The organism is Streptomyces sp. NPDC020731 (genome assembly GCF_044334705.1).
Taxonomy (GTDB): Bacteria; Actinomycetota; Actinomycetes; order Streptomycetales; family Streptomycetaceae; genus Streptomyces.
The window spans coordinates 154,849-171,689 of the sequence record NZ_JBIRTN010000009.1 but is presented as its reverse complement, the minus strand read 5'-3'; the positions used below and the strand labels follow the sequence as shown (position 1 = coordinate 171,689).

Here is a 16,841-nt window from a genome sequence, read left to right as displayed (position 1 = left end):
GCTGAAGTGGAAGGGTGCCCCGAGGCGAAGGGGCACCCTTTCTCACGTCCGGGGCGGCAGCTTCGGCCGGGAGCGGTCGGGTACGTCGCGGTACGTCGGAGGCGTCGCCGGGGGGTTGGTCTCCAGCAGGCCGAGGGCGAGCCGTACCGCGTCGTCGAGTACCGCGTACCGGCCCTCGGCCCAGTCCAGCGGGGTGCGCAGCGCCTCCAGGTCGGGGGTGACGCCCTTGTTCTCCACGGACCAGCCGTACGCGTCGAACCAGGCCGCGTTCATCGGCACCGTGATCACCGTGCCGTCGCCGAGCCGGTGCCGGCCGGTCATGCCGACCACCCCGCCCCAGGTGCGCTGGCCCACCACCGGGCCCAGTTCGAGCAGTTTGAACGCGGCGGTGATCATGTCGCCGTCGGAGCTGGTCGCCTCGTCCGCGAGTGCCACGACCGGTCCGCGCGGGGCGTTGGAGGCGTATGACACGGGCTGGGCGTCGCGGGTGAGGTCCCAGCCGATGATGACGCGGGTCAGCTTCTCCACGACGAGTTCGCTGATGTGGCCGCCGGCGTTGCCGCGCACGTCCACGATCAGCGCGGGGCGGGACATCTCCATGCGCACGTCGCGATTGAACTGGGCCCAGCCGGAGCCGCCCATGTCGGGGATGTGCAGATAGCCGCACCGGCCCTCGCTCAACTCCCGTACCACCGAGCGGCGTTTGGCGACCCAGTCCTGGTAGCGCAAGGGCGTCTCGTCGATGAGCGGGACGACCGCGACCCGCCGGGGAGGGCCCGTGCCCTCCGGATCGGAGGGGCCCGAAGGGTCTTCCGCGGAAGGGTGGTGGGCGGCGGGCGGGCGGAACGTCAGCTCCACCGTCGTACCGCCCGCGCCCGCGAGCAGCGGGTAGGGGCCGGTGACCGGGTCCACCGGGCGGCCGTCGACATGGGTGAGGACCGCGCCCTCGCGGATGCCGGTGCCGGCCAGCGGGGAGCGGGCCCGGGAGTCGGAGGAGTCGCCGGGCAGGATGCGCCGGACCGCCCAACCACCCTCACGGGGAACGAGGTTGGCGCCGAGCAGGCCCTGGCGGCGCTGGTAGTGCGGGGGGCCCTCGTTGCGGCGGGCGGCGGTGACATAGGCGTGGGAGGTGCCGAGTTCGCCGAGGACCTCGCGCAGCAGGTCCGCGAACTCGTCGGGGGAGGCGACCCGCTCGACCAGCGGGCGGTACTGCTCCAGGACCGCGTCCCAGTCGATGCCGCACATGCCGGGTTCCCAGAAGTAGCCGCGGATCAGCCGCCCGGCCTCCGCGTACGCCTGGCGCCACTCGGCGGCCGGGTCGGCCTCGTGCAGGATGCGGCGGGTGTCGATCCACACCGTGGAGTCGCTGTCGCCCGGATCGGTGGCGGGCACCGCGCGCAGCTCGCCCTCGTCGGCCACGACCAGCCGGGTGCCGTCGCCGCTGACCGCGAAGAAGTCCAGGTTCCCGACGAGTTCGGACTTCTTCGCCTTCCCGATGTCGAAGTGTTCGAGCGTGGGCCGGCCGCTGGTGTCGTCGGGGTTGGCGAAGGTCTCGCCGAGCGCGCCGGAGATCGGCCAGCGCAGCCAGACGAGCCCGCAGCCCGCGACCGGGTACAGCCCCGAGTACTTGGAGGCGCTGACCGGGAAGGGGGTGACCCTGCTCTCCAGGCCCTCCGCCTCGACGGTCACGGTGCCGCCCTCCTCCTCGGCGTCCCCGCGCTCGACGGGGTCCAGCCCCCCGGCGGCCGGACGGCCCTCGGGGTTCAGGGCGAACGGGGACGGGGTCGCCGACGACAGCGGCACCAGATACGGGCGGCAGCCCAGCGGGAACGACAGGTCGCCGGTGTGCACGTCGTACACCGGGTCGAAGCCGCGCCAGGACAGGAAGGCGAGATAGCGGCCGTCCCGGGTGAAGACCGGGTTCTCGTCCTCGAAGCGGCCGTTGGTGACGTCGATGACCGTCCGGTCCTTGATCCGGGCGAGTTTGATCTGTCGCAGCGACCGCCCGATCCCGGGGTGGGACCAGGTCAGCCAGGCCCCGTCGGGAGAGAAGGAGAGGTCGCGCACCGGCCCGTTGAGGGAACGGATCAGCTCGGTGACCTCGCCCCGGCTCTCTTCACCGGTGTCGACCAGCAGCAGCCGCCCGTCGTGCGCGGCGACGGCCAGCCGCTGCCCCTCCGGGTCGGCCACCGTCTCCAGCACCCGGCCCAGCCTCCCGACGGCCAGCCGCCGGGGGGCGCGCTGGCCGGTCGCCCGGGGCAGGGAGGCGATCTCGACGGCGTCCTCGCCCTCGGCGTCCGTCACGTACGCCACCCGGTCGCCCGCGCCGAGCGTCTCCGGCAGCCGGACCCGTACACCCGGGGTGTCGGTGAGGGTGCGGGCGGGACCGTCGCGGTGGGTGAGCCAGTACAGGCTGCCGCGTACGACGACGGCGCTCGCGCGGCCGGTCTCGTCGACCGAGATGCCGTCGAGGTGACGGGCGGCGGGCACCTGGTAGGGGCGCCGCCCGGAGCGCGGCCCGCTCAGCGTCACGTCGAGACGGCGCGGGGCGGCGCCGGGGGACAGGTCGTCCACGATCCACAGATCGCCGGCGCACTGGTAGACGACCCGGGTGCCGTCGCCGGCGGCGTGCCGGGCGTAGAAGGCGTCGTGGTCGGTGTGGCGGCGCAGGTCGGAGCCGTCGTACGCGCACGAGTACAGGTTGCCGACGCCCTCGTGGTCGGAGAGGAAGGCGATCCGGCCGGCGACGAACATCGGGGAGTGCAGATGCCCGTCGAGCCCGTCGAGCAGCCGGTGTCCGTGCAGCCACAGCCTGCCCGTGGCGCCGCCCCGGTAGCGCTTCCAGGAGGCGGGTTCGTGCGGCGGGGTGCCGGTGAGCAGCAGCGACTTGCGCTCCCCGGCGAGGTCGGCGACCTGGATGTCGGAGACCGGGCCCCAGGGCAGTTTGCGGCCCGGACTGCCGTCGCAGCCGAGCTTGTAGGCCCAGGTGAAGTACGAGAAGGGCTCGCCGTGCGAGGCGACGGCGAGGATCTCGGCGTGGCCGCCTTCGTCGGGGGGTGCCCAGCCGCAGACCCGGGTGTCGGAGCTGCCCCAGTAGGTGAGGCGCCGGCCCGGTCCGCCGTCCACCGGGACGAGGTGCACCTCGGGGTCGAGGCTGCGCCAGCTCGTGTACGCGATGTGGCGGCCGTCGGGGGAGAAGCGGGGGTGCCCGAGCTTGGTGCGGTCGACGGTGAGCCGCCAGGCGCGGCCCGGAGCGTCGAGCGGGGCGAGCCAGAGGTCGTCCTCGGCCACGAAGCACAGCAGGTCGTCCTTGAGGTGGGGCAGACGCAGATAGCTCACCTTTCCCATGCTTTTCCGGGGGACGGACCGCAGCAACTTATACGGAACCGACAACCGTGACGCAGACCACGAACGAAACCGTTTCGTTTCGTTAGCGGGGTGGAGTACCTTGGTCCTGTACGAAACCGTGTCGTTCCTTTGACGCGGTGGACACCGGAGCGGAAAGGTGAGCGGTATGAACGAAGTCGCGACGGTGCGTCGCAGCCGGATCACCCCCGAGCGCGAGGCCGAGCTGTACGGGGCCGTGCTCGACCTGCTCCGCGAGGTCGGTTACGACGCCGTCACCATGGACGCCGTGGCCGCCCGCACCCGGTCCAGCAAGGCCACCCTCTACCGCCAGTGGGGCGGCAAGGCCGAGCTGGTGGTGAGAGCGATGCGCAGCCAGAAGCCCGGCGGCATCGCCGACATCGACACCGGATCCCTGCGGGGTGACCTGCACGCCGTCGTCGGGCGTGAGGACGACTGCGCCATGGAGCAGAACGCCGCCCTGATGCGCGCGCTCGCCATGGCCGTGCACATGAACGACGATCTCCGCCAGGCGTTCAAGGAACTCCTGGTCGAACCGGAGATGGAGGAGTTCCGGCGGATGATCCGGCGCGCGGTCGACCGGGGCGAGGTCCGCCCGGACAACCCGGCGCTGGACTACATGGTGCACATGCTCGTCGGCGCGTTCGCCACACGGACGCTGATCGACGACCTGCCGCCCACGCAGGAGTTCCTCACCTCGTACATCGACGCCGTGGTGCTCCCCGCCCTCGGCGTGACCACCCCCTGACCGTCCCCTCGGTCAACCGTCACCACCTGACGTCACCGCTCACGTCGTCGGGCTGATCAAACCTGCCCCGAAGCAACCACGACCTGACCGGGAGTACGCCCTCGTGGCCACTTTCCTCTATCGACTCGGCCGGTTCGCCTTCAGGCGACGGCACTTCGTAGCCCTGTTCTGGGTGGCGCTGCTGGCGCTCGCGGGCGTCGGCGCGGCCGGCGCCCCCGCGGCCGGCAACTCGTCCTTCTCCATCCCCGGCACCGAGGCCCAGAAGGCCTTCGACCTGCTGGAGGAGCGCTTCCCCGGCTCCAGCGCCGACGGGGCGACCGCACGCGTCGTCTTCAAGGCGCCGGCCGGCGAGAAGATGACCGACACCGACCACAAGAAGACCGTCCGGGACACCGTCGACACCCTCGGCGACGGCTCCGAGGTCACCCGCGTCACCGACCCCTACGAGGGCGGCGGCGTCAGCGAGGACGGCACCATCGCCTACGCCTCGGTGAGCTACAAGGTCTCCGGCATGGAGCTGGAGGACTCCTCCCGCGACGCCCTGGAAGGCGCCGCCGAGGACGCCCGTGACGCCGGGCTGACCGTGGAGATCGGCGGTGACGCCCTCCAGGCCGTCCCGCACACCGGTTCCGCCGAGATCATCGGCATCGGCGTCGCCGCGGTCGTCCTGGTCATCACCTTCGGCTCGCTGCTCGCGGCCGGGCTGCCGCTGCTCACCGCGATCATCGGCGTAGGCATCGGCGTCTCCAGCATCACCGCCCTGGCCAGTACTCTCGACCTCGGCTCCACCACCTCCATCCTGGCCTCGATGATCGGCCTCGCGGTCGGCATCGACTACGCGCTGTTCGTCGTCTCCCGCTACCGGGCCGAACTGGCCGAGGGCCGCGAGCGCGAGGAGGCGGCCGGCCGGGCCGTGGGCACGGCCGGTTCCGCGGTGGTCTTCGCCGGCCTCACCGTCGTGATCGCCCTGGTCGGTCTGTCGGTCGTCAACATCCCGATGCTGACGAAGATGGGCATCGCCGCCGCCGGCACGGTCGCCCTCGCGGTCCTGATCGCCCTCACCCTGATCCCCGCCCTGCTCGGTTACGCGGGCCGCCGGGTCCGCCCCGCAGGTGAGAAGGGCAAGCTGCTCGGCGGGGGCCGGGCCGCGAAGAAGCCGCAGCGCCCGAACATGGGCACCCGCTGGGCGAGCTTCGTCGTACGCCGTCCCCTGGCCGTCCTGCTGCTCGGCGTCGTCGGCCTGGGTGCCGCGGCCGTCCCGGCGGCCTCGCTGGAACTGGGCCTGCCCGACGACGGCTCGCAGCCGACGTCCACGACCCAGCGCCGCGCCTACGACCTGCTCTCCGAGGGCTTCGGCCCCGGCTTCAACGGTCCGCTGGTGGTCGTGGTCGACGCCAGGAACAGTGACGACCCGGATGCCGTCTTCAAGCAGACCGGCGACGACATCAAGGCCCTCGACAACGTCGTGAACGTCGCCCCGGCGGCCCCCAACAAGGCCGGCGACACGGCGACGATCACCGTCGTCCCCGACTCCAAGCCCTCCTCGGTGACCACCGAGGACCTGGTGCACGACATCCGTGACACGGGCGTGGACATCAAGGCCGACACCGAGGCCGACGTCCTGGTCACCGGCGCCACGGCGATGAACATCGACGTCTCGCAGAAGCTCAACGACGCGCTGGTGCCGTATCTGATCCTGGTGGTCGGCCTGGCCTTCCTGCTGCTGATCGTGGTCTTCCGGTCGATCCTGGTCCCGCTGAAGGCGGCCCTCGGCTTCCTGCTGTCCGTCATGGCGGCCCTCGGCGCGGTCGTCGCGGTCTTCCAGTGGGGCTGGCTGTCCGGCCTGATGGGCGTCGAGGAGACCGGCCCGATCATGTCGATGATGCCGATCTTCATGGTCGGCGTGGTCTTCGGACTGGCCATGGACTACGAGGTGTTCCTCGTGACCCGGATGCGGGAGGCCTACGTCCACGGTGAGAAGCCCGCCCAGGCCGTGGTGACCGGCTTCAAGTACAGCGCGCGGGTGGTGACCGCGGCGGCGGTCATCATGATGGCGGTCTTCTCCGGCTTCATCGGCTCCAGCGACTCGATGGTCAAGATGATCGGCTTCGGTCTCGCGGTCGCCGTCCTCTTCGACGCGTTCGTCGTCCGCATGGCGATCGTCCCGGCGGTACTGGCCCTGCTCGGCGAGAAGGCCTGGTGGCTGCCGAAGTGGCTGGACCGGGTCCTGCCCAACGTGGACGTCGAGGGCGAGGCCCTGCGCACGGAGGGCGACCGGAAGGACGAGGACCGGGAACTCGTCCGGGCCTGACGGCCTGAACGATCACAGAACCAGCCGGTGAGGGCTCCGTGGGGACGGGGCGCCCTCACCGGCTTCCTTCCGCGGGGGTTCCGGGACTCCGTGTCAGGTGCCGTATACCGTGGAGCGATGTCCGACGTGAACGACCCAGACCACCAACTCTCCGTTGTCCACCGTGTAGATGACGCGGTAATCGCCGACACGGAGCCGGCGCCGGTCCGGCTGGGAGACGAGCGCCGTGGTGTTGAAGCCGAGCGGGTCGGTCTCCAGTTCCGTCAGTTTGACCAGGATCCGGAGCGCCATGTCCCGGGGGATCTTGCGCAGCTCAGCCTGGGCCTCCGGCCGGAAGACGGTGCGACATGCGTTACTCACCGCGCTCCAGTGTTTCCCTCATGACGTCCTCGATCGGGATGCCGGCCGCCGGATTCGCCATGCGCTCGTCGATGATCCGGTTGATCTCGCGCTCTTCCCACTCCTGGTACCTGCGAAGGACCTCTATCGACACGACCGCGGCCACCTGCTTACCGCGCCGGGTGATGACCGTGGGTGTGTCGTCACGGTCGGCCCGCTCGACCACCTCGGCCAGGTGGGCGCGCACGTCACGAATGGACTCTATGGGCATCTGCGTCATGCGCCAAAGGTACATGGTGTTCCATGTGTACACACTGGCTCGTTGCTGCTCGCGCACGTCGCCCCGGGGCGACGTGCGCGAGCGCACCCCGTGACCCCGCTGGTGACCGTGGCCGTCCTGCTCGCCGCGGTCACCCACGCCGGCTGGAACGCCATCGCGCACAGGATCACCGACAAGCTGGTCGGGTTCACGCTGATCTCCGGCGGCGGTCTGCTGATCGGGCTGGCGGCGGTGCCGTTCGTGCCGTTCCCGGCGGCCGGGGCGTGGCCGTACCTGTTCTGCTCGGCGGCGATCCACATGGCGTACTACGCGCTGCTGATGAAGTCCTTCCGGCTGGGCGACTTCGGCCAGGCGTACCCCATCGCCCGCGGCAGCGCTCCCCTGGTCGTCACGGTGCTGGCCGCCGTCTTCGCGCACGAGGTGCCCGACGGCTGGGCCACCGCCGGGATCGCCCTGTCCTGCGCGGGCCTGACCGGTGTCGCCCTGTGGGGACTGCGCGGGCGCCGGCCCGACTGGGCGGCGATCGGGGCGGCCCTGGCGACCGGCCTGACCATCGCCGTGTACACCGTCGTCGACGGGCTCGGCGTACGGGTCTCGGGGTCGTCGTTCGGCTACATCGCCTGGCTGATGGCGGTCCAGGGCACGGTGATCCCGGCGTACGCCCTCTGGCGCTGGCGGCGGGAGACGGGCGCCCGGCTCCGGCCGCACGCGGGTCTCGGCCTGCTCGGCGCCGTACTGTCCGTCGCCGCGTACGCACTCGTCCTGTGGGCCCAGACCCGCGCGGAACTCGCCCCCGTCGCGGCACTGCGGGAGTCGTCGATCATCGTGGGCGCCGCCATCGGGGCGCTGTTCTTCAAGGAGCGGTTCGGTGCCCCGCGGATCGCCGCGGCCGGGCTGCTGGTCGTCGGGATCGGGCTGATGCTGCGCGCGGGGTAGCGCGTTTCACCGTCGCACGGGCGGGTGCACGGCAGCGGTGCGAGGCGCACCCTGGAATGAGAATGTTCCGGAGGTGATCGTCATGATGCACACCACAGTGGGATGGCACGTGGAGATGGAGTTCGAGGAGGACGAGCGGCAGACGCGCGCCGTCGCGATGGTCCGGCTGCCCGACGGGAGCGAGGTCCGGGCCAACGGCCACGCGAACCGGCACCACACCGACTCGAATCAGCCCCGGGTCGGGGAGGAGATCGCCGGCGCACGCGCACTGAACGAACTCGCCATGCAGATGCTGACCAAGGCGCACGGCGAGATCGACGACGCGTCGGGCCGCATCTCGCACCCGATCCACGTCTAGTGACCTGAGTCGGAGATTCGTCTGGATCAGGCCGGCTTCAGGCGACGGCGCCTCACAGCCGAGCCGGGCCCCGCGACCCCGGCAAGATCCAAACGACATCTCCTAGGCCGTCAGGGCCTGCCGTACCGCCCGTATCAGCGCCTGGGCCCTGGGGTCCGCCGTCACCGTCCTGCGGAAGCCGTTGGTGACATAGCCGAAGGCGATGCCCGACTCCGGGTCGGCGAAGCCGAGGGAGCCGCCGCGGCCGGGGTGACCGAAGGAGCCCGGGGCCAGGAGGGGGGAGGCACCGCCGTGCAGCATGTAGCCGAGCCCGAAGCGGGTGCCGACGACCAGCACCCGGTCGGGACCCGCCGACTCCTCGGCGCGGGCGAGTGCGACGGTGGCCGGTTCGAGGAGGCGCACGCCGTCGACCGGGCCGATCAGTGACGCGTAGAAGCGCGCCAGTCCGTCCGCCGTCGCGATCCCGTTGGCCGCGGGCAGGGCCGCCGCGCGGAACACCGGGTCGTTCTGGTCCGGGAAGGGGGTGATCGCCGCGAAGGCGCGGCGGGTGAGGGAGGACGGGTCGGCGTAGGCGTCGGTGACCGAGCGCTTGGGGCGGGCGCGGAGCGTCCCGGACGGCGCGGGCGCCTCGATCCTGCCGACCGTCCCCACACGGTGGGCCTGCGCGTCCGGCAGCCCCACCCACAGGTCCAGACCCAGCGGACCGGCGATCTCCGACGCGATCCACTCGCCGCAGCCCCGGCCGGTCACGCGGCGCACCAGCTCGTCGACCAGCCAGCCGTAGGTCAGCGCGTGGTAGCCGTGGTCGGTGCCCGGCTCCCACACGGGGGCCTGTGCGGCGACCGCCTCGGCGGCCCGCACGGGATCGGCCGCCTCGTCCGGGGTGAACGGACGGTCGAGGACGGGGAGCCCGGCACGGTGGTCGAGCACATGCCGGACCAGCAGCCGCTCCTTGCCGTGCGCCTTGAACTCCGGCCAGTGGTGGCCGACCGGCGCGTCCAGGTCCAGCTCGCCGCGCTGGTGCAGCAGCAGGAGTACGGCGGCGGCGACTCCCTTGGTCGCCGAGCGCACGACCTGGACCGTGTCCCGCTGCCAGGGCTCGGTGCCGTCGACGTCCTTCACCCCGGCCCACAGATCGACGACCTTGCGTCCGTCCCGGTACACGGCGACGGCAGCGCCCCGGTCCCCGAGCGTGTCGAAGTTCCGCGCGAACGCCTCCCCGACCGGCTCGAAGCCCCCGGCCACAGTGCCGTGCACGTCCACGTCCCTCGGTCCCTTCCCGTCGCCCGCCTTTGACGGTGGGTTCAACAGCCTTGTTCCGCCTGCGATTCCTGGGCCGCACCGGCCGGGCGGGATCGTTACGCCGATGTTGCGGCGGGGGTCAGGGGGCCTGCTCCACTGCCGCGTCCGCGCGGCGGGCCAGCTGCCACAGCGTCTCGCGCAGGTGCGTGACCTCCGGTCCTGTCAGCTCCGCCACCGACAGCAGCGCGCTCGGCAGGACGGCCGCCCGCTCGCGCAGCTCCTCGCCCCGGTCGGTGAGCGCGATCAGCACCGTGCGCTCGTCGTGCGCCGCGCGCTCCCGGTGGACCAGACCGGCCGCCTCCAGCCGCTTCAGCAGCGGCGACATCGTGTTGTAGTCCAGACGCAGGGCGGACGCCAGCTCCTTGACCGTCGTCTCGCCGCGGTCCCAGAGCACCAGCAGGACCAGGTACTGCGGATACGTCAGCCCCAGTCCGTCGAGGAGCGGACGGTACGCGGCCGTCACCGCGCGGTGGGCGGCGTACAGCGCGAAGCACAGTTGCTCGTCGAGCAGCAGTGAGACCTCTGTCTCCTCGTTCGTCACGCGCCCATTGTCTACGGACGGCCCGGCGTGACAGATACGGAACGCGGATCGAAACCGTAGGGAAGTTCCAGGCGATGGGCGCGCATCAGGGTGTCGTCGGCGAGCAGCTCCGCCGTGGCACCGTCCGCCGCGATCACGCCGTCGCTGAGGATCAGCGAGCGCGGGCACAGCTCCAGGGCGTAGGGCAGGTCGTGCGTGACCATCAGGACGGTGACGTCCAGGGAGCGCAGGATGTCGGCGAGTTCGCGGCGGGAGGCGGGGTCCAGGTTGGAGGACGGCTCGTCCAGGACCAGGATCTCCGGCTCCATGGCGAGGACGGTCGCCACGGCCACCCGGCGCCGCTGGCCGAAGGAGAGGTGGTGCGGCGGGCGGTCCTTGAACTCCGCCATGCCGACCCGGTCCAGCGCCCGGTCCACCCGCTCCTCCAGCTCGGGCCCCCTGAGTCCGGCCGCCGCCGGGCCGAACGCCACGTCCTCGCGCACCGTCGGCATGAAGAGCTGGTCGTCGGGGTCCTGGAAGACGATGCCGACCCGGCGCCGGATCTCCGCCATGTGCCGCTTGCCCACGGGCAGACCGGCCACCGTCACCGTGCCGGTGCCGCCGGTCAGGATGCCGTTGAGGTGGAGGACGAGGGTGGTCTTGCCGGCGCCGTTCGGGCCGAGCAGCGCGGCCCGTTCGCCGCGCGCGAGGGAGAAGTCGACGCCGAACAGGGCCTGGTGGCCGTCGGGGTAGGCGAACGCGAGGCCGGAGACCTCCAGGGAAGCAGTACTCACAGGGTCCATCCCAGCAGACAGACGACGAGGGCGGCCACGGGGAGGGCGAGGGCGTACGACCACTGCGCCCGGTCCGCGGTCACCTCGTCGATCACCGGCATCGAACCGGCGTACCCGCGGCTCACCATGGCCAGGTGCACCCGCTCGCCGCGTTCGTAGGAGCGGATGAACAGCGCGCCCGCCGACTTGGCGAGGACGCCCCAGTGCTTCACCCCGCGCGCCTCGAAGCCGCGGGACTCGCGGGCGATCTTCATCCGCCGCATCTCGTCGGCGATGACATCGCCGTAGCGGACCATGAAGGAGGCGATCTGCACCAGCAGCGGCGGGAGTCTCAGCCGCTGGAGGCCGAGCAGCAGTTCGCGCAGCTCGGTGGTGGAGGAGAGGAGGACCGAGGCGGCCACGCCCAGGGTGCCCTTGGCCAGCACGTTCCAGGCGCCCCACAGTCCGTTCACGCTCAGCGACAGCCCCAGGACGTCGATCCGCTCACCCTCCGCGACGAACGGCAGGAGGACGGCGAAGGCGACGAACGGGACCTCGATCAGCAGCCGCTTGAGCAGGAAGACGGCCGGGACGCGGGCGGTGTACGCGACGAGGGCGAGCAGTCCGGCGTACACCGCGAACGCCCACACCGCCTCGCGCGGGGTCGACACGACCACCACCACGAAGGCGAAGACGGCGGCGAGCTTGGTGTGCGGCGGCAGGGCGTGCACGGGGGAGTGCCCGTGCCGGTAGAGCCGGTGGGTGTGGCCCGCTCCCACGTCAGACGCTCGTGTTGGTGGGCGACGTGGCGTCGGCCGTGTCGTCCGTACGGCGCCTGCGGACCGCCCAGAACACGCCGGTGCCCGCGACGACCGTCACGCCCACGCCGATCACGCCGGCCAGACCGCCGGAGAGGCGGGCGTCGTCGACGTCCTTGACGCCGTAGTCGGCCAGCGGGGAGTCGGCGGTCGCGTGCTCCTCCGCCTTCTCGTCGATGCCGTGGTCGGTGGCGACCTTCTCCAGGCCGTCCGGGTTCGCGGAGGCGTAGAAGCTGACGAACCCGGCGAGGACCAGGGAGGTGACCAGGCCGGTGATCCAGACCTTCCGGTGGGAGCGGGCGGCGGCCGGGACGGGCTCCGGCTCCGAGGAGTCCGGGGCGTCGACCAGCTCGCCGTTCACCCGCAGCTTGAGCTTCTGCGTCAGCCCGCGCGCCCCGTGCACCAGGTCCGGGCGGACGGCGATGACCGCGCCGACGGTCAGGGCGGTGATCACGGCCTCGCCGATGCCGATGAGGACGTGCACGCCCACCATGGCGGTGGCGACCTTGCCGAGGGCGACGTCGGCGGTGCCGCCGATCGCGTAGAGCAGCGTGAAGACGACGGCGGAGGCCGGGACGGAGACGAGGGCGGCGACGAAGGACGCGGCGGTCACCGAGCGGCGGGTGCGCGGCAACACCTTCACCAGGCCGCGGAAGAGCGCGTAGGCGACGACCGTCGTGACGATCGCCATGTCGGTGATGTTCACGCCGAGCGCGGTCAGCCCGCCGTCGGCGAAGAGGACGGCCTGCATCAGCAGGACGACGGAGACACAGAGGACGCCGGTGCAGGGGCCGACGAGGATCGCGGCGAGGGCGCCGCCGAGCAGATGGCCGCTGGTTCCCGCCGCGACGGGGAAGTTCAGCATCTGTACGGCGAAGATGAACGCCGCCACCAGGCCGGCCAGGGGCGCGGTCCGCTCGTCGAGTTCGCGGCGCGCGCCGCGCAGGCTCACGGCGACCGCGCCGGCGGCGACGAGTCCGGCCGCGGCGGACACGGGGGCGTTGATGAATCCGTCAGGTGCGTGCACGGACTCGATGATGTGGCCTGTTGCAAACGTTGCGCAAGAGCGAGCGGCTTGTTCTGCCTCACGCGTACCTCGTCTGTGATATGCGCCTCCCGGACGCGCCAATTCCGGATCGGGTGCACGATTGAACGGGGGGTGGGTATACGGATTGCACGCCTTTCATGCAGATTGACGCAGCGCAAAGGGGCCACCGATGTCCGTAGTCGAGCAGTACGCGCGAGCCCACATCGTCACCGACGTCCTGGAAGAGGACCGCGGAGCGGTACCCGTGGTACTGCGCTACGACCCCGAGCGGGACCCCCTCTGCGTCCGCGTGACCCTTCCGGGCGCCGCGCCCCGCGAGTGGGTCGTCGACCGGAAGCTGCTGGAACAGGGCCTGCTCGCCCCCACGGGCCGGGGCGAGATACGGGTGTGGCCGTGCGGCCGGGTCCAGGCCGTGATCGAGTTCCACACCGCGCGGGGCGTGTCGGTGGTGCAGTTCGAGACCAAGACCCTGACCCGGTTCCTGCGGCGGACCTACGCGGCCGCCGAACCCGTCCCGCACTGACCCCCCGGCCTGCTCAGCCGGCGCTCCTCAGCAGTGCCGCCACGATCGGTCCGGCCGTCGAACCGCCGTGACCGCCCTTCTGGACCACGCCCGCGGCCGCCAGGTCCCCGCGGTACGCGGTGAACCAGCCGTTGGGCTGCTTCTGCCCGTCGACCTCGGCCGACCCGGTCTTGGCACCGGTCTGCCCGCTCACCCCGGCCATCGCCTCCGCCGCCGTGCCGTGGGCCGCGGTGTACGACATCAGCTCCCGCAGCTGCGCCAGCGTGCCGGCCGACAGGGTGCGCGAGGCCGTCGCGAGCTTCCGCCCGTCGACCTCGGGGGAGACCAGGTACGGCTGGTGGAAGACGCCCGACTGGACCGTCGCCGACACCGACGCCATGTTCAGCGGGTTCATCCGCACCCCGCCCTGGCCGATCAGGGAGGCCGCCATCGGGGCCGCCGACTGCACCGGTACCGAGCCGTCGAAGGTCGGCACGCCGGTCTGCCAGTCGTTCCTCCCCAGCCCGAACACCTGCTGGGCCTGCTTGGTCAGGTCGTCGTCCTTCAGCTCGGGCGCCTGGCTGATGAAGGCCGTGTTGCAGGAGCGGGCGAAGCTCGCCTTGAACGTGCCGTCCTTGATCTCGAACTTGTCGTCGTTCTGGAACTTCCAGCCGCCGTAGCTGAAGTACTTCGGGCACGGGTGCTTCTCGTCCATCGAGGCGAGGCCCTTCTCGATCAGCATCGAGGAGGTGATCACCTTCATGGTGGAGCCCGGTGCGAGCGAACCCTGGAACGCGGTGTTGAAACCGTGCGAGGAGTTCGCCACCGCCAGGATCTCGCCGGTCGACGGGCGCAGCAGCACCACCGACGCCCGCTCCTTCTTCGCCACCTGCGCCTCGGCGGCGGCCTGCAGGGCGGGGCTCAGCGTGGTCCGCACCGTGCCGGGCGTGCCCTCGCTCAGCTCCAGCAGGGTCTTGTCGGACAGCTCCGCCTTCTTCGACGCCTTGCCGCGGACGATCCGCAGCTCGACGCCGGCCTTGCCGCCCGCCTTCTCGCCGTACTTCTCGCGCAGCCCGTCCAGCACCGTCCCCAGGGACGGGTAGGCGGCGGTGGTCAGCTCGCCGCCGTCCCGGTCCAGCGCCTTGACCGGCGGGGTGCCCGCCTCGCCGGTGACCAGCTTGTCGCCGTCCTTGAGCTCGGGATGCACGACGGCCGGCTGCCAGGCCACCCGCGGCTCACCGTCCCCGGCCCGGCGTACGACGGTCAACGCGCTGTCGTACGCCAGCGGCTTGCCGACGTCCTTGTACGACACCGTGCCCTTGACGGCGAAGGGGACCTTGCCGCCGGCGGGGGTGCCCGCGGTGAGGGTGACGTCCGTGACCCGGGCGTCCTTGGCGTAGGCGGTCAGCAGGGCGGCCGCGGCCTTCGGGTCGTCGGTGGCGGCGGCCGCCTCGCTCACCTTCCCGGCCTGCCAGGCGGTGAGGAAGCGCTCGGCCGCGTCGGTGACCTCACCGGCGGACAGCGGACCGGTCCTGACGTCCTCCGCCTGCTGCGCGGAGGACGTCCGGGTGCCGTCCTCGGCGGAGGCGCCGCCGAGCAGCGCGTAGGCGCCGAACCCCGCGCCGCCGACGACCACGGCGATCACTCCGCCGAGCACGGCGGGTCTCGTCCTGCGCCCCTCGGCGTTCCTTCTGTTCCCCACTGCTTCCCGTTCCTCCGCTGTCCGCCGGGCTCCCCGTGGCCCTCGTGCCGCTCACGTGTGCCAACGACGGCCACCACCCTAGAGTCCCGCCCGGTGCCCGGCGCGGTCAGCCGGCCGCTCGTAGCACGGCTGCGACAATCGGGCCGGCCGCGTCGCCGCCGTGGCCGCCCTGCTGGGCCATGGCCGCCGCCGCCACGTCGTTGCGGAAGCCGGTGAACCAGCTGTCGGAGGTGGCGTTGCCGTCGACCTCGGCGGAACCGGTCTTCGCGCCGATGTCGCCGCCGAGCCCGGACATGGCCTCCTGCGCGGTGCCCTGGGTGGCGGTGAGCCGCATCATCTGCTTGAGCTGGGTGGCGGTGCCCGCCGGGAGCCCCTTCGCCCGCGCCAGCTGCCGGCCGTCGAGGTCGGGGGAGACCAGGTACGGCTGGCGGAAGGCGCCGGTGATCGCGGTGGCCGTCACGGAGGCCATGTTCAGCGGGTTCATCTGCACCTGTCCCTGGCCGATGGCGTTCGCCGCGCGGTCCGGTCCGGCGACGGCCGGGACGCTGCCGTCGAAGGAGACGATGCCGGTCTTCCAGTCGTCCCGGCCGAGCCCGAACCGCTCCTGCGCCTCCTGGGTGAGCGAGGCGTCGCCGAGCGGCTCCTCGTCGACGAGCTTGATGAAGGCCGTGTTGCAGGAGCGCAGGAAGCTGTTGGCGAGGCTGGCGCCCTCGTTCGGCTGCATGCCGGTGAGGTTCTTGAAGGTCTGGCTCTGCCAGGTCGCGGTGGACGGACAGGGCGCCGGACCGTTCATGGAGGTCACGCCGTTGTCGATGAGCATGGCGGCGGTGATGATCTTCATGGTGGAGCCGGGGGCGACCCGGCCCTGGAAGGCCGCGTCGAACCCGTCGTCGCGGTGGTTGGCCACCGCCAGCACCTCACCGGTGCTCGGCTTCACCGCCACCACCGACGACTTGGCGTACTGCTTCACCGCCTTCTCGGCCGCGGCCTGTGCCCCGGCGCTGAGGGTGGTGCGCAGCTTGCCCGGCTTGCCCTCGGTGAGGGTCAGCAGCGGGGTGTCGGCGGCGGCCTCGCCCGCGGCCCCCTCGGCATGCCTGATCACCAGCTCGACGCCGGGGGTGCCGCCCGCCTTCTCGCCGTACTTCTGGCGCAGGGTGTCCAGGATCGGCCCGAGCGAGGGGTACTTCTCCTTCGTCAGCACCGTGCCGTCACGGTCCACCGCCTCGATGGGCGGCTGCGCGGCCTCCCCGGTGACGAGGGTGTCGCCCTCCTTCAGATCCGGGTGGACGACGGACGGCTTCCAGCCGACCAGCGCCCGCCCGGTGGTCTGCCCGCGCACGACGGTCAGCTCGCTCCTGTAGCTCAGCGGCTCGGACTTCCCGTCGTAGGAGACGGTCGCCTTCACGTCGAACGGCACGGTGGTGCCGGTGGCCTTCCCGGGCGTGATCTCGACGTCGCCCACGCGGGCGTCGTCGCCGTACGCCGTCAGCAGCGCGCCGGCCTCCTGCGCGTTGTTCGTGTACGACGCCGCCTGCGACGCCTGCCCCTTCTCCCAGGCCGCGAAGAAGCTCTTGGTGGTCTCCTCGACCTCCGCCGCGTCCGGCGGCCCGGACTTCTTCGTCTCCGCGGCGCTCGCGCCGCTCCCCCCGTCACCGTTCACGGCCGACACGATGTTGTAGACGCCGTACCCGGCCCCGCCCACCATCACCGCGAACACACCGCCGATGACGGCGGTCCTGACCCCCTTGCTCATCGGACGCTCCCCCTCCGCCGGCCCCCCACGTCTTGTGAACGTGTTCAAAAAGACCGGTGAGTGAGCACTGTATGCGCAGGGGGTG

The 16,841-nt window shown here is 71.8% G+C and carries 15 protein-coding genes; 5 read left to right on the top strand and 10 right to left on the bottom strand.

Going from position 1 to position 16,841, the window contains the following annotated elements:
- Nucleotides 1-42: 42 nt before the first annotated feature.
- Nucleotides 43-3,339 (bottom strand): S41 family peptidase, encoded by a 3,297-nt coding sequence (locus tag ACH4VX_RS16145; RefSeq protein WP_398368034.1) that lies wholly within the window; start codon nucleotides 3,337-3,339, stop codon nucleotides 43-45.
- A gap of 175 nt (nucleotides 3,340-3,514) precedes the next feature.
- Here ACH4VX_RS16145 and ACH4VX_RS16140 point away from each other — a divergent pair, with 175 nt between their 5' ends.
- Both ACH4VX_RS16140 and ACH4VX_RS16135 read left to right on the top strand, forming a co-directional pair.
- Entirely contained in the window at nucleotides 3,515-4,114 is a 600-nt protein-coding gene (locus ACH4VX_RS16140) for a TetR/AcrR family transcriptional regulator (RefSeq protein ID WP_398368033.1), read from the top strand.
- 103 nt (nucleotides 4,115-4,217) lie between these two features.
- The gene (locus ACH4VX_RS16135; RefSeq protein ID WP_398368032.1) at nucleotides 4,218-6,425 is read left to right on the top strand and encodes an MMPL family transporter; all 2,208 of its coding nucleotides are present in this window, start codon (nucleotides 4,218-4,220) and stop codon (nucleotides 6,423-6,425) included.
- A 93-nt stretch (nucleotides 6,426-6,518) separates the two neighbouring features.
- Here the strand turns inward: ACH4VX_RS16135 and ACH4VX_RS16130 are convergent, their stop codons facing one another.
- Together ACH4VX_RS16130 and ACH4VX_RS16125 are read right to left on the bottom strand one after the other, a co-directional pair.
- A complete protein-coding gene (locus ACH4VX_RS16130) occupies nucleotides 6,519-6,785 on the bottom strand; it encodes a type II toxin-antitoxin system RelE/ParE family toxin (RefSeq protein WP_398368031.1) in 267 nt (88 codons plus the stop codon).
- The gene (locus ACH4VX_RS16125; RefSeq protein ID WP_391792281.1) at nucleotides 6,778-7,044 is read right to left on the bottom strand and encodes a type II toxin-antitoxin system Phd/YefM family antitoxin; all 267 of its coding nucleotides are present in this window, start codon (nucleotides 7,042-7,044) and stop codon (nucleotides 6,778-6,780) included. The genes ACH4VX_RS16130 and ACH4VX_RS16125 overlap by 8 nt, the downstream gene beginning before the upstream one ends.
- A 90-nt stretch (nucleotides 7,045-7,134) precedes the next feature.
- On the opposite strand from ACH4VX_RS16125, the gene ACH4VX_RS16120 reads away from it, so the two are divergent.
- Nucleotides 7,135-7,980, top strand: a complete 846-nt coding sequence (locus ACH4VX_RS16120) for an EamA family transporter (protein WP_398368175.1) — start codon at nucleotides 7,135-7,137, stop codon at nucleotides 7,978-7,980.
- An 82-nt stretch (nucleotides 7,981-8,062) separates the two neighbouring features.
- On the top strand, nucleotides 8,063-8,338 hold the full coding sequence (locus ACH4VX_RS16115) for a DUF1876 domain-containing protein (protein WP_398368030.1): 276 nt from the start codon (nucleotides 8,063-8,065) through the stop codon (nucleotides 8,336-8,338).
- Nucleotides 8,339-8,440: 102 nt separating this feature from the next.
- On the opposite strand, the gene ACH4VX_RS16110 is transcribed toward ACH4VX_RS16115, so the two are convergent.
- The 5 genes from ACH4VX_RS16110 to ACH4VX_RS16090 all read right to left on the bottom strand — a co-directional run bounded on the left by ACH4VX_RS16110 (nucleotide 8,441) and on the right by ACH4VX_RS16090 (nucleotide 12,778).
- Nucleotides 8,441-9,601: a serine hydrolase domain-containing protein gene (locus tag ACH4VX_RS16110; protein WP_398368029.1), complete on the bottom strand. Its 1,161-nt coding sequence runs from the start codon at nucleotides 9,599-9,601 to the stop codon at nucleotides 8,441-8,443.
- Nucleotides 9,602-9,719: 118 nt separating this feature from the next.
- The gene (locus ACH4VX_RS16105; RefSeq protein ID WP_398368028.1) at nucleotides 9,720-10,181 is read right to left on the bottom strand and encodes a MarR family winged helix-turn-helix transcriptional regulator; all 462 of its coding nucleotides are present in this window, start codon (nucleotides 10,179-10,181) and stop codon (nucleotides 9,720-9,722) included.
- Nucleotides 10,182-10,192: 11 nt separating this feature from the next.
- Nucleotides 10,193-10,963 carry an energy-coupling factor ABC transporter ATP-binding protein gene (locus tag ACH4VX_RS16100; protein WP_398368027.1) on the bottom strand — a complete coding sequence of 257 codons (771 nt, stop codon included), beginning with the start codon at nucleotides 10,961-10,963 and terminating at the stop codon, nucleotides 10,193-10,195.
- Nucleotides 10,951-11,712, bottom strand: a complete 762-nt coding sequence (gene cbiQ / locus ACH4VX_RS16095) for a cobalt ECF transporter T component CbiQ (RefSeq protein WP_398368026.1) — start codon at nucleotides 11,710-11,712, stop codon at nucleotides 10,951-10,953. The genes ACH4VX_RS16100 and cbiQ overlap by 13 nt, the downstream gene beginning before the upstream one ends.
- 1 nt (nucleotide 11,713) lies before the next feature.
- Complete coding sequence (locus ACH4VX_RS16090) at nucleotides 11,714-12,778, bottom strand: energy-coupling factor ABC transporter permease (protein WP_398368025.1); 1,065 nt, start codon at nucleotides 12,776-12,778, stop codon at nucleotides 11,714-11,716.
- A 190-nt stretch (nucleotides 12,779-12,968) separates the two neighbouring features.
- Between ACH4VX_RS16090 and ACH4VX_RS16085 the strand changes: the two genes are divergently transcribed.
- Nucleotides 12,969-13,322, top strand: a complete 354-nt coding sequence (locus ACH4VX_RS16085; protein WP_398368024.1) for an SsgA family sporulation/cell division regulator — start codon at nucleotides 12,969-12,971, stop codon at nucleotides 13,320-13,322.
- Between the two features lie 13 nt (nucleotides 13,323-13,335).
- Here the strand turns inward: ACH4VX_RS16085 and ACH4VX_RS16080 are convergent, their stop codons facing one another.
- Nucleotides 13,336-15,003 carry a penicillin-binding transpeptidase domain-containing protein gene (locus tag ACH4VX_RS16080; protein WP_398368023.1) on the bottom strand — a complete coding sequence of 556 codons (1,668 nt, stop codon included), beginning with the start codon at nucleotides 15,001-15,003 and terminating at the stop codon, nucleotides 13,336-13,338.
- Nucleotides 15,004-15,109: 106 nt separating this feature from the next.
- Nucleotides 15,110-16,756 carry a penicillin-binding transpeptidase domain-containing protein gene (locus ACH4VX_RS16075; protein WP_398368022.1) on the bottom strand — a complete coding sequence of 549 codons (1,647 nt, stop codon included), beginning with the start codon at nucleotides 16,754-16,756 and terminating at the stop codon, nucleotides 15,110-15,112.
- Nucleotides 16,757-16,841: the final 85 nt, after the last annotated feature.